The 14,562-nt window shown below is 36.1% G+C and carries 8 protein-coding genes; all 8 read right to left on the minus strand.

All coding sequences use genetic code 11. The annotated features are described in order from the left end of the window. Nucleotides 1–705: an IspD/TarI family cytidylyltransferase gene (locus IGL93_RS08695; protein WP_002378508.1), complete on the minus strand. Its 705-nt coding sequence runs from the start codon at nucleotides 703–705 to the stop codon at nucleotides 1–3. Nucleotides 706–1,842: 1,137 nt separating this feature from the next. Further along, nucleotides 1,843–5,502, minus strand: a complete 3,660-nt coding sequence (locus tag IGL93_RS08700; RefSeq protein ID WP_267547883.1) for a GW dipeptide domain-containing protein — start codon at nucleotides 5,500–5,502, stop codon at nucleotides 1,843–1,845. Nucleotides 5,503–5,821: 319 nt separating this feature from the next. Continuing rightward, nucleotides 5,822–6,664 carry a LicD family protein gene (locus IGL93_RS08705; RefSeq protein WP_010713258.1) on the minus strand — a complete coding sequence of 281 codons (843 nt, stop codon included), beginning with the start codon at nucleotides 6,662–6,664 and terminating at the stop codon, nucleotides 5,822–5,824. A gap of 15 nt (nucleotides 6,665–6,679) precedes the next feature. Continuing rightward, on the minus strand, nucleotides 6,680–7,438 hold the full coding sequence (locus IGL93_RS08710) for a glycosyltransferase family 2 protein (protein WP_010713257.1): 759 nt from the start codon (nucleotides 7,436–7,438) through the stop codon (nucleotides 6,680–6,682). A 134-nt stretch (nucleotides 7,439–7,572) separates the two neighbouring features. Next, a complete protein-coding gene (locus IGL93_RS08715; protein ID WP_002356909.1) occupies nucleotides 7,573–8,970 on the minus strand; it encodes a sugar transferase in 1,398 nt (465 codons plus the stop codon). 105 nt (nucleotides 8,971–9,075) lie between these two features. Continuing rightward, nucleotides 9,076–10,377 (minus strand): EpaQ family protein, encoded by a 1,302-nt coding sequence (locus IGL93_RS08720; RefSeq protein ID WP_010775969.1) that lies wholly within the window; start codon nucleotides 10,375–10,377, stop codon nucleotides 9,076–9,078. Between the two features lie 28 nt (nucleotides 10,378–10,405). Further along, a complete protein-coding gene (locus IGL93_RS08725) occupies nucleotides 10,406–12,409 on the minus strand; it encodes a DUF7657 domain-containing protein (RefSeq protein WP_002383759.1) in 2,004 nt (667 codons plus the stop codon). Next, nucleotides 12,410–14,551, minus strand: coding sequence for a glycosyltransferase family 2 protein (locus IGL93_RS08730; protein WP_010775970.1), 2,142 nt, complete (start codon nucleotides 14,549–14,551; stop codon nucleotides 12,410–12,412). Nucleotides 14,552–14,562 lie beyond the last annotated feature (11 nt).

Genomic DNA, 14,562 nt, shown 5'->3' on the forward strand with positions numbered 1-14,562 from the left:
CTACTCTTCTTTCATTTTCAAGAAGCCTTTAAATAACTGTAAGTCATCTTGTGTGGTTAACTTAATGTTTTTATCTGAGCCTAAAGCAAAATACAATGTTTCGCCTAAATCCACCATCATAGTATTTGTGTATGACGATTCAGAAATACCAATATTCTCACGGAATGCTTTTTCGTAAGCCCAAGTTAATTTTTCAAATTTATAGGCTTGTGGTGTTGACACGCGACGTAATGTTTCACGATTAATATATTGTCGAGTTGTTTCCTCAGTTTCTTTTACAAAAATTTGTTCATTATATGGCAACGAAGTCACTGCATTTCCATATTCTTGACACTTAACAATTACATCAGATAAAACTAATTCATCAACTAATGGGCGAATCCCGTCATGGATAACAATAGTATCTTCTGGATTTGAATGTTCTTTTAAGAAATTAACCCCATTGTTAATTGATTCTTGACCAGAATTTCCTCCTGGAATAATCCATTGTAATTTGTCAATATGGTACTCTTTTGCATAGGCATCTAGTGTTTGTTCCCAACCTTTTTTACACACAACTAAGATTCGATCAATGAGTGGATGCTTTTGAAAAGATTCCAATGTGTAGATAATTATCGGTTTTTCCTCTACCATAATAAATTGTTTAGGAATCTCCTGCCCCATTCGTTTACCGACCCCACCGGCAATAATTAAAGCTGTAATCATTTGATACAAAATCCTTTCTCTAACTAGTCAACAACTAGTTTTATTTCAATTTTGTTTAACTTATATATTCATCAACACAGCCAAAACTGCATTCAATCTTTTACATTTTCTCATAACTATCAGTAAGTTTCAATAATTTATCGTAGACCTTAATCGAACTGTAAATATTTGATTAAGAAAAAACTCATTGATGAATATAAATCTGGACAGGTTTCGGAAAGTTTGACTTTTTATTAAGTGTATTTTCCACTTTATTTTTAATTGTTGTTCTTGACAAAAATTGATAGGAATTGCCAAACCAAGTGTTTCTTTACTTCGATGATCGTTATACTAATAAATGTAGCTCCCAATGATCTTCTTCAATTATTGTTAACTTTCAAAAATAGTATTTTCTTTAAGAGCCTGTCCATAATACATTCTTTAACAAACCCTACCTTAGTTGAAATAAAAGATACGACGATAAGAATACTCCTTGATTCATTGACTTTATGTTTTAAACTAGTCGTATAATTCCAATTGTTATACAAGTCCACAACTAATATGAATTAAATTTTTAGATAATAACTTTCCTTGAAATATTTTCAAAATAAAGGAATTCAATAGTACATATTATTGCTTTTTGATGAGGAACCAACGTATGAGATAGTCGCTAAATAAATTTTTTAATCTATGTTTCCATTGTCTCTCTAGTAGTCTCACTTTGTTAGGGAAATCTGCCATTAAAACCTACTCTCTTGCATGAATTTCAAAAGAGTACTCCTTAAATTTGCGACTACGGCACACTTCCCTTTCCAAAATTCTTTAGAAGAATAAGAAGGACCTTCACCGAATTCTTCAATCTCTTAGTCCTTTAAGACTTAGAAATTGAAGAGATCGAAACGAAGTGTAGTGTACGATGATTTCATCTATTCATGCTTCACAGTGAAACATTACAACTTTTAGCGCTTTAGCTCTTTTGACGGCCGGACTGTGACGAGACGTATGTCGAGAAAACACCATAGAAGTTGTTGAGAACAATGCAACGCGTAGTGTTGCTACTGTTTCCGCCGTTTATCAATTTTTAAGCCTGGGACAAAAATCTGAAGTGATTTTTGTCCCAGGCTCTTTCTGTGTGTGATTCAATAAGTATTTTCACTATTATTTTTTTAATGCCCGACTATCTACCCAGCCGATTGTTTTGCCATTCAATTGAAATTGGTATGTGGTCAGACCATTAGATAATTTTGCAGACTGGATAATGGTTACGACTTGGTTGGCATATTGAGAAGCACGTCCCAAGTTCTCGCCATCTTCGGCAGTATTGTTCGCTTTACTAAAGACTCCATGTCCATTAGAAATTGATGCATCTGCGATAATGCCTTGTTTGTTCATTTTCGTGTAAGTCGCTGTATTGAGAGTAGGGGTAAACGCCTGCTTATTCATCCAGCCAATTGTTTTGCCTCCAATCGCAAATCGCAAAAATTCTGCACGGCTAGTTTTCGCATACCCTGTAATATGGGCGGATTGACCTGCGTATATGTCCCCTTTACCCATACTAGAAACTCCTGGACCGACATTGTAAATTCCATTGTATACATCATGTTTTTTTGCTTCACTCGCTACTTTTACTTTTGCGTTGTAATCGTAGTTTTTTTGACTAATTAAATCATCAAAGATTGTTCCAAATGCCCGACTATCTACCCAGCCGATTGTTTTACCATTCAATTGAAATTGGTATGCGGTCAGACCATTAGATAATTTTGCAGACTGGATAATAGTTACGACTTGGTTGGCATATTGAGAAGCACGTCCCAAGTTCTCGCCATCTTCGGCAGTATTGTTCGCTTTACTAAAGACTCCATGTCCATTAGAAATTGATGCATCTGCGATAATGCCATGTTTGTTCATTTTCGTGTAAGTCGCTGTATTGAGAGCAGGGGTAAACGCCTGCTTATTCATCCAGCCAATTGTTTTGCCTCCAATCGCAAATCGCAAAAACTCTGCACGGCTAGTCTTCGCATACCCTGTAATATGGGCGGATTGACCTGCGTATATGTCCCCTTTACCCATACTAGAAACTCCTGGACCGACATTGTAAATTCCGTTGTATACATCATGTTTTTTTGCTTCACTCGCTACTTTTACTTTTGCGTTGTAATCGTAGTTTTTTTGACTAATTAAATCATCAAAGATTGTTCCAAATGCCCGACTATCTACCCAGCCGATTGTTTTGCCATTCAATTGAAATTGGTATGTGGTCAGACCATTAGATAATTTTGCAGACTGGATAATAGTTACGACTTGGTTGGCATATTGAGAGGCACGTCCCAAGTTCTCGCCATCTTCGGCAGTATTGTTCGCTTTACTAAAGACCCCATGTCCATTAGAAATTGATGCATCTGCGATAATGCCTTGTTTGTTCATTTTCGTGTAAGTCGCTGTATTGAGAGCAGGGGTAAACGCCTGCTTATTCATCCAGCCAATCGTTTTGCCTCCAATCGCAAATCGCAAAAATTCTGCACGGCTAGTCTTCGCATACCCTGTAATATGGGCGGCTTGACCTGCGTATATGTCCCCTTTACCCATACTAGAAACTCCTGGACCGACATTGTAAATTCCATTGTATACATCATGTTTTTTTGCTTCACTCGCTACTTTTACTTTTGCGTTGTAATCGTAGTTTTTTTGACTAATTAAATCATCAAAGATTGTTCCAAATGCTCGACTATCTACCCAGCCGATTGTTTTGCCATTCAATTGAAATTGGTATGTGGTCAGACCATTAGATAATTTTGCAGACTGGATAATAGTTACGACTTGGTTGGCATATTGAGAGGCACGTCCCAAGTTCTCGCCATCTTCGGCAGTATTGTTCGCTTTACTAAAGACCCCATGTCCATTAGAAATTGATACGTCTGCGATAATGCCTTGTTTGTTCATTTTCGTGTAAGTCGCTGTATTGAGAGTAGGGGTAAACGCCTGCTTATTCATCCAGCCAATTGTTTTGCCTCCAATCGCAAATCGCAAAAATTCTGCACGGCTAGTTTTCGCATACCCTGTAATATGGGCGGATTGACCTGCGTATATGTCCCCTTTACCCATACTAGAAACTCCTGGACCGACATTGTAAATTCCATTGTATACATCATGTTTTTTTGCTTCACTCGCTACTTTTACTTTTGCGTTGTAATCGTAGTTTTTTTGACTAATTAAATCATCAAAGATTGTTCCAAATGCCCGACTATCTACCCAGCCGATTGTTTTGCCATTCAATTGAAATTGGTATGTGGTCAGACCATTAGATAATTTTGCAGACTGGATAATGGTTACGACTTGGTTGGCATATTGAGAAGCACGTCCCAAGTTCTCGCCATCTTCGGCAGTATTGTTCGCTTTACTAAAGACTCCATGTCCATTAGAAATTGATGCATCTGCGATAATGCCTTGTTTGTTCATTTTCGTGTAAGTCGCTGTATTGAGAGTAGGGGTAAACGCCTGCTTATTCATCCAGCCAATTGTTTTGCCTCCAATCGCAAATCGCAAAAACTCTGCACGGCTAGTCTTCGCATACCCTGTAATATGGGCGGATTGACCTGCGTATATGTCCCCTTTACCCATACTAGAAACTCCTGGACCGACATTGTAAATTCCATTGTATACATCATGTTTTTTTGCTTCACTCGCTACTTTTACTTTTGCGTTGTAATCGTAGTTTTTTTGACTAATTAAATCATCATACTGTTTTCCACCAATAGATGTAAATCGTCCAGTGTAATCAGCATTAATATCAAACACACCTACGCCGATATCAACACCTGGAATCGTTAATAATGAAGACCATTGCCATGCCGCATAACCTTCATTTTTGTGCCATAACTGATCTGCAGTCGGTTCAAAAGGATACTGAGCAATCCAAATATTTTCAGTCCCTAGTTGTGTAGGCGATAAAACTCCTTCTGTAAACCAGGCTGCCATTGAATAATGTAATACATTCGTAAAACCTCTTGCTTTTAATTGATTAGCAAAAGCAATTGAATTAGCTGTCAATTGTCCATTATTCATGCTACCTTCTTCTGCATCATTAATCATTAAAGTGTCTTTTGGTAATCCAGTATTAATTGCTGTATCGGCAAAGTAGTTTGCTTCTTTTATTGCCTGATCTTTTGTTGTAAAGTGACTATAGTGATAGGCGGATACTTTTATTCCCACTGCATTTGCATTTTGAACTTGTGCAAATCTTTCTGGATTTTGATAAGTTGTCGCTTCGGTCATTTTAACGACCACTCCGCCTATCCCATAACTTTTCATAGTTTGATAATTTGCTACACTTAAACTACCATTCCAAGAAGATACATCGATAAAGTTTTTAGGCGGACGATTTGCCTCTGTTATGCTAATAGGATCACCATAGGCATATGCGGCTCTTTTTCTTCTCGTTCCTTTCATTCCTGATCCCATAGGTTTGTTCATATCCTCTGTTATTACGATTTCGTCTTCATCTTTATTATTAGCTTCTGAAGAACTAGTCGTTTCCGAAGTTTCTTCAGCATCTTTTGATTGCCAAGTGTCTTTAGCATCACTCGTGTCCAAACTATTTTTTGTTTCCGAAGGAACTGAAGATGAGGTGCTAGAAGAACTTTCTGTCGAAGTTTCCCCGCTAGATGACGTAGAGTTTAGTGTTTCTGCTGTATCCGTAGAAATTACTTCTTCTGCACTTTCACTACTTGATGCATCGATTGCATACACTATTGATGAACTAGGAACCAATGCTGTCAACATTAGCATTGTAATAACAGATATTTTATTTATTCTCTTCATTATTTATTTAACCCTTCTTTTTGCGTATTGTTTACAATTAATCCTCATTTAATTATAGTATGTAAATTTTACTTGAAACCAACAATTTTTTACTTTTCAAATTGAAATTTCTCAAAACTGATTAGAATGAGCACTAGTTTCAAATAATTTTCTAATAAATTTTAGCTTACGTCAAGAAAATCTTGCTAACTTTTTTTTACTATTTTATTTCTAAACTTTATCTTTTTATTACATTGATTATGTTATTTATTTTTTTACAACAAAATGCTGAACGCTATTTATAGATAACGTTCAGCCTCAGTATAAATAATTGAAGTTTTTAAAGATATTCTGTATACGATTTTTTAGTATCAACAATTAGCGCTTCATGATGAGGTTGACGATCTTCCTCTGGTGGCAATTGCATATAATCCCCAAAAACCTGTGTTAAGTAGCGCTTGTAGCCCACTGGTATTGGCATTTTTGTATCTTCAAATGGAACAAAAATAGCAGATTTAAAATCTTCTAAATGATAAATATTGCCCATGTAGCGTGGTCCGACACACAATTCTGTGACATAAGGAGTTGAACCAAAGGAATACTTGGTCATTCTTTTTTCAGCGAAGCGCCAAATATGATAGCGAGTTTTTTTCGATGGAAAGATATTCAATAATACCCGACTCCCCGTTGCTAAAATGCCACCATGTTTTTCTGGTACCACTTGTGAACAGAATAAAGCATAAATTAATGCCCAAATTTTTTGTTTCTTCCTTTGAAAATTTCCTTTTGGCGCACCATCTAAAGGAAAAATATCGATAGGAATACCATGAGGAATCGCTAATCCATCTTGATAGGTTTTAATAAACGTTGTCTGTGCATCCCTAATTGTCATAAATGAATTATGATCATTATAAGTTTTTGAAGCAACTAACAATGGATAACGTTCTGTATCTGCATATTTAGGCCAAAGCACTTTTAATTTTTCATAATCTGGTCTTGGCATAAAGAAATCTAAGTCATCATCCCATGGAATAAAACCTTGACTGCGGATTGCTCCAATACAACCGCCTCCACAAAAATAACAGGTTAGATTATGTTCTTCACAAAAAGCCACAAAATATTTTGACATGCGTAAAACGACTTGTTGAATTTCTACTAATTGCGTCTGTGTTGTTTGTTCCACTTTTCCTTTTCCTCCCTATTCATTCTTTGCATATTTAAATGTTGTATAGAATAAAAAACGCATTAAGTAGAATGAACTTTTAATAACTGAAAATTGTTCATTTTGACGCAAAATTTTCCAAACCCAACTGATTGTATTCCATTTGTTAGAAGATGTAGAGGTGGTTAGCTTACGATAAATGGCTAATTTTTCGTTAATAAAATAGACCGTATTTATTTCTTTCAAAATGTTTAACCAAGTAGCATAGTCTTCATGTTTTAAATCCGGCATTAAATGGCGTTTAAGCAGATTAGATTCGACTACGACTGTTAAGCAGCCGATAGTATTTGTTTTTAAAAGATCTTGATAGGTTTGTGGTCCCTCACTAAAATTACGCTCATGAGTAATGTTGCCATTTTCATTACATACAAAATAAGAACTACATGTAAATAAAAGTTTTTTTTCTTCCATCCACTTGATTTGAACTTCTAATTTATTAGGAAGCCATAAATCATCACTATCTAAAAAGGCAATATATTGTCCCTTTGAAGCTTCAATTCCTTTATTTCTGGTCTTTGCAATGCCCATGTTCTGTTCATTTTTCAGTAAAAAGATTCTTGAATCTTTTTCCATAAAGGCAAGTGCAATATCAATAGAATCATCTTTACTTCCATCATCAATGAGTAATAATTCCCACTTCTGGTAGGTTTGTTCCAGAACGCTTTCAATAGATTTTGATAAAAATTTGCCCGCGTTGTACATAGGCATAATAATTGAAACAAGTGCTGTTTCCATTTGTTCACTCCTCGTTGCATTTTATGTAAGAATGTAACAGTTTATATTATCGCATAGCTCTTTTATTATTTCAACGTTCCTTGTTTCCAAAAAAAGTTTGAGACATAAGCTTAAATAACTTATGTCTCAAACTTTTAACGGTAAATTCTAATAGCATTCTCTTTACAATAATCCATCGTCAATTCTTCACGTTCTTCAGACTCATCCAATCCTCTTGATGATACTTTATCAAAGAGAATTTTGATGGTTTGAAGCAGAATTTTCATATCCAACAGTAATGAATAATTCTTGATGTACAGTAAATCAAAGTTCAATTTACTATTGTAGTCAGAAGCATACTTCCCATAAACTTGGGCATAGCCGGTAATCCCCGCACGTACATTGTGACGTAAATAGTAATTCGGGTTTTCCTGATTAAATTGATCAACAAAGAATGGTCGTTCAGGACGTGGTCCGACAATGGACATATCTCCGCGAATAACATTGATTAGTTGTGGCAACTCATCAATACGTAAAGCACGCAAGTATTTACCAACTGTAGTGACGCGACTGTCGTTACTTGTAGATAAGACTGGACCTGATTTTGCTTCCGCTGTTGCCGACATCGTTCTAAATTTTAAAATCGAGAACTCACGTTGATCTAATGTAATCCGAGTTTGTTTGTAAATCACTGGTCCCGGTGAGGTTGCTTTGACTAAAATCGCTGCAATAAGCATTAAGGGGGAGGTAATCACAAATAGGCAAACAGAGACTAAAATATCGAATAAACGTTTAATAAAATTCTCTTCTGGTTGGATTTCAAAATTTGAGACTTCGATAATACTTTCATCTTCAAAGTTCATCATGTTTGGTTTTAACATAATTAGATTTTCAAAACTTGTATCTAAAAAGATTTTTTTCTTGTGTTTGACAATTAATTGATACAATTTTACTTTTTCGTTCTCATCAACATTACTTGAAATATAAACAATATCGATTTCATCGATAATTTTTTTTAAGTTTTCATAGTAATTGCTGACAACAACACTCGTTACTTTATGCTTGTTATTTTTATCAGACATAAAGTTTTGAATTGACCGCATAACTTGATTTTCTTTACCTAGTAAAACAACTTTTCGCTCATTGCTGACCTTTAAGTAAAGATAATAAACAAGAATTCGCCAAAGACTTAGAACAATAATTCCGATTATAAAGGAATATCCTAAAACAGAACGCGGGAACGTAAACCAACGTCCGGCAAATGTCACAATCATAATCGTTAAAGTCATTAAAATTTGACCAATCACCGTGACAAAAATGATGTCACTAATTTTGCGATTATAAAAAATATACGCACCTAACAACAAATTCAAAAAGATAAAAAAGATTGAAATGTAAATTGCAGATTTTTCATAAGCCACAAAGTTAAATGAAGGAATTTCTCGGCCAAATTTCACCATAAACCCTAAGATGATTGATAAATTATAGAGCAAAACGTCTGCTAAAATAATTACAATTCGTCTTGCATTACTCCATTCACTTTTTGATGTCATTAAAAACTTCCTCTCTTCACTTCCAGTAATTACATTATTTGTAATAACATGCAACCCCTATATTACCATAATGTCAGCGGACAAGAAAGTTCTATAGGATGAAAATTATCTGCGATGTCTTTGGACACGACTTAATTCTTCAGGTTGGTCCCAGCCCTCTTCGTCAACAGGTGCTATCGGGCGCTCTTCATTGCTAACAGGACTTGTTTGTTTCACTCGTTTTCTTCTTTTAGGTGTCGTTGGTCTTTCATGTCTTCCTCGTTTTTTCTCTGGCCGGAAGTAGAAGGCTAGCCCAAGGAAACTATAAACTATCGGCATCCAATGAGGCGCTAATAAAATATCTTCCATAAATGAATGAATCCAGATTAAAAGGAAGCCTAAAAGTAAACTAACTTGCAAACGATCCAATGTTTTTTTGCGGAAACCAATCAATAAAATCATACTGACTAAAAAACCAAATAAAATCAGATAGCCAATGACACCGAAATTACTTAACGTAAATAGAAAAGCATTATGTGTCCCCAGCGGTTTCCATGAGGCCACAAAAGGCTCCATACCGACTTTAATATGTTGAGGATCAGATAACCATTTAGCAAAAAACTCATGCCAAATTCGTTCTCTTCCTGTAAATAAATCAACAGTATCCGATTCCGCACATAAGTAAAACAACAATGGTCCCAATGCAACTACTCCGACAAAACCAAACAGCCAAACTTTCGAACGTTGCAAGAAACGTTTTGGTAAAAGATTGTCCACCAGAATAAAACCAACTAAAATGGCAAACGAGGTTTTGGATTGACTGACCCATGTACCTAAAACACCACCAATGTATACAGGTAAAAGCAGCAGGTTAAAAACCTTGTTTCTGTATGCTTTGATCAAACTACTGGCCATCATTGTTGAAAACATCAACGTTGCACCAATCGTATTGGTATTAATCCAAATACTTTCTAGTTTATTTGATTCTTTAAAAATTTCGTCTGCTGGAATCAACTGAGGCAACTCCACGGACATCCGATACAAAGTCGCACTCAAAGCAACTAAAGAGACAATTAATAAAAGCGTTTGATCCACACGGTCAAAGACACAAACTTTAAAACAAAGGACCAACAAAATAATTAAAGGAATCATTGTATCTGTTTGCATTGTGCTATGACGGATTGATTCCGTAAAGTGAAACAAGAGCCAGGTGGCTAACGCCAACGCAACGGTTAGCCAGTCAATAAATTTTAATTTCGTACAATTTAATAGCAGTACAAGTATTACTGCTATTAATAATAAAATTGAACTATTGGCATACATATATTTTGTGACTGGCGCATCAATTCCTACGACCCACATCGTATACGAGCCGATCATTGTAACTAATAAAATAAGTCGACCGATTCTATTCAATACTTTTCCCATATTCAAACCTCATTCCATGAATGAATCACTAGTCGTTTATTCGATAAATATATGCCCCGTTCTGATCAGGTCCATATAATTTTTCAAAATGAATCGTTGGTGTGTCTAACGGTTCTAATGGTTTATAAACGACCGCATATTTAATCCCATATTCTTTTAATTTTTCTGGAGATAAACGAGCAATAATCGCATCTTTTTGCATCAACTCTAAAACAGGGGTCTGATTTCCTACTTCAACATTGATGTGCGCATAGCGATTATAAATAAATGTGTCTTTTCCTTTTGGATCTAATGGTTTCCAAGCCTCTAAGTCAGGTGTAAAAGCAACACCGTTAAATGTATGCACACCTAACATTGGCAAATAGCCATACATCAAGCGTTCGCCCACCCACAATTGGTTGGGGTCTTTTTTGTTAATTTCTTCCACTTCTACCGCTAATTTTTTTCCATAGACAGCAGAAACGCCACGAGAAATTGGATTTACAAAGGCTCCAGAAACCATAATGATTCCTAATAAGACAAGGACAAATAACGTGCGCCAACGTTTAAATAAAGCAACAATTAAAACGGTAGCGACAACCAAGACACCAATGATGTCCATTCGTGTAACGTATAACCGTAAATTGCCCGTATATAAAACAAAGAAATACAGAACAACATTTAATCCTAGCGCCCCTAACCAGGCCATCATTGGAATTTTTGCTTGGCGATTCCATAAATAATCGATGAACCATAAACTTAACAACACAGCGGCAAACCCGAAGGATAACATCGCCCGTTGTTCTGGCACATAAGACCACAATGTCAACTTAGCAAAAATTGTTGGAAATTGAACGCTCATCCAAACTAAGTTAAATAAACAATACACGAATAAGACAAAACCGTAAATGTTTTCTTTGATTTTTTTATAAAAAATAAATGGTGAGAGCGGTAAAATAACAAAAAATAATTGATAAAAACTACTGATTTCCGAATTATTTGAATATGGAACATCTTGAAACGGCATTTTCCAATTTGTTAAAAATAACAAAATGTCGCGTTTAGGCATATCGCCACCTAAACTTACCCGTTTTCCTGGATAAGCGGTATCCATTACTGCTTTTAAGGAATCCAATGAGCCATATAGCGATCCGCCAACAATAATCGCCGTCATCAAGAGTGCCCCACCTATCAGGACCCCATCCCACTTATCCAACTTAATTTTTTTACGAAATTCTAAAAAGAATAAAATTAAAAATAATAAAATCAAATAACCAAGTGGTACTTGTAACGCAGGATAAATAACTAAAACAAATCCTGAGGCCATAATAACAGCCGTTATCGCACAAATGACACGACGTCGAACACTACTATGATAATAGAAATAATTATAAATTCCCACTAAAAAACCTAAGCCAAAAAATACTAAATCTCCAACTGGCGAGACAAACCACCATTGAAGGGCCGAAGAAAACGGAATCCAAACACTTGCTAACAAAGCTAAATATTTATTCCGCCGTGTGACGATCAAGCCAATTTCAAAAGAAAATAAAATTAAGCCAATTAATTTAAGATTCCAATACCATGATAAGCCATATTCTTTACCTAGTAGCACGTAGCCCCACGTAAAAGGTTTCGCTAACGTGGCCAAATTCCACGCTGGCGAATTATAGCCTACCACCATGTCTTGACCATTTAACGTAATCACATCATTATGTGTTTTCAAACCCGTTTGTGTTTGCGACAGACTAAATGGGGTTTGAACGAGCCATTCATCCGAACGAACACCTCTTGGTTCACCAGCAATTAATGAACTTTTTTGGCCATCCGCATATTCAGAAACATACGCATCCCACATGTTTAATGAACTACCATGGACTTTAAAGGCGACCAGTAAAATAAAAATGACTGCCGCTAGCAGATAGCGCCAGCGTAACAAATGATCAACCAAGCGAGCGCTCTGCTCAGCTTGGTTGCGTAATGGTTGTTTTTCTTTTCTTGTAGTTAGTTGTTGTTCCATCTTTTCGCTCCATTTCGTCATCCGCAATTGCATCTAGTCAATTCGTAATGAAAAGTTGGGAATATCCCTTGTCAGATTAGGATTATAAAATGGATCATTTTCAATTAAAGGTCCCCATTTTTCTTCCATCATCACTTTTTCTTGTTCAAAACGTTTTTTCTTTTTGCCTTTATCATCATATCCACGAGTTTGAGATTCAAAATGATAAAGCTCTGCTTCATGAAGCCAGACGTTGTCACGTCCTAAAGCTTGGACTTTCAGGCATAAATCAACATCATTGAAAGCTACGGTAAACGCTTCTTCAAAACCACCAACTGCATCAAAATCTGCTTTTTTCATAAGTAAGCATGCGGCAGTTACTGCTGAATAATTAACATTAATAGCTAACCGACCAAAATAGCCTAAGTCACCATGGGGATAACCATAATGACCATGCCCAGCGACGCCACCTAATCCTAAAATAACGCCTGCGTGTTGGACCGTATTATTTGGATACAATAATTTCGCACCTACACAGCCAATCCGTTCTTGCTGAGCAAATGAAACCATCAAGGTTAACCAATTCTCTGTAATCACTTCGGTATCATTATTTAAAAATAATAAATACTCTCCGTGCGCTTTTTTCGCTGCACGATTGTTAATAGTTGAGAAATTGAATGGAATATCGATTGATTCAACGAAAAAGCGACCAGGTAATTGTTGTTCAAATTCTGCATATAATTCGTGCATTTTTGGATCTGTACTTCCATTGTCAGCCATAATAATCTCGTAATTTTGGTAGGTTGTTTTTTCAATAATCGATGAAACACAACGTTGTACGTCTTTATAGCCATTTTTAGTTGGAATAATAATTGAGACTAACTTTTCAGATTCAATGTCATAATAAACATCGTATAAGCCATTCGCCGCCCCATGCGTTGCATGACCATTAATACCTCGACGAACGAGCGCATCTTGCACGGCTCTTAGCCCCGCTTCAAAAGCATAACCTTTTGAGCCCTGATCCACTGCTGTTGAGGTTGGCAGCATCCGCCAATAGTAAAGAACTTTTGGAATATGTGTGATGCGTTCTTTTGTCGTTTTTTCAGTAAATCTTAAAACTAAATCGTAGTCTTGAGAACCTTCGTAACCTTTTCGAAAGCCGCCAATTTCTTCTAGAATACTCCGACGATACACACCTAAATGCGAAATGTAATTGGTTCCTAAAAGTAAATCAGGTGACCAATCTGGTTTAAAGGCTGGATCAGAACGATTTCCATCCATGTCAATCTTATCTTCATCACTATAAATTAAATCCAGTTCTGGGTTTTCATTCAGCACTTTAACCACTTCATAAAAAGCATTGATCGCTAATTCATCATCGTTGTCTAGTAAGGCGACAAATTCTCCGGTAGCAATCGCTAAAGCAGAGTTGGTTGCTTCGGAAATATGACCATTTTGTTCACGAAAGACGACCCGAATTCGCTCATCCAATTGCTGGTACTCTGTTAAAATCTTTTTGACATTGGGATCTGTTGAGGCGTCATCGGCCATACATAATTCCCAATTAGTATAGACTTGATTCAAAATAGAATCAATGCACAACCGAAGCCATTTTTCTTCAACATTATACACTGGCATCGCAATGGAAATTTTAGGTTGATAATGAAATGTTGCGATTTCTTGCGTCATCGCTTCTATGTCTAGTACTTCATTTCTAGCTAACCAGTTAGGATACGAAGCTTGATTTCTTAGTTTCTCAATTTTCGCTCGTTGAATGGTATGAGAAATACCATTTTTAGCCATATACTTAAATCCTTTTTTGGCTTTTATCCAGAGACGAGTCACTTTATCTTCTGTCCCTGGAATCACTGGATATTTTTTATTCAAGGGAAAATCCACCGTTACAACATGTGCTGATGATTGAAAATGAAAAGGGAGTACTTTTTTTTGTTTAATTCCTTCAAGTGTAACAACAAAGCCAGCTTCAATCGCAGGCTCTGTTTGATAAATTTGATTAACATCTTCACGTAAAACGCGCTGAATGTTATAAGCGGACACTTGGTTTTCATTATTAATTGTGAAAGTTGGGCTTTCTTTAGTGATTGTATCTAACGCCCAACCTGTAATGGTCAAATTATTTGTTGCTTTGTCGCGATAGATACTATCAAAGATCACCTTAATGTCTTCATTCATGTGCATTCTCC

Source organism: Enterococcus sp. DIV1328a (assembly GCF_050536905.1).
Lineage (GTDB): Bacteria > Bacillota > Bacilli > Lactobacillales > Enterococcaceae > Enterococcus > Enterococcus faecalis.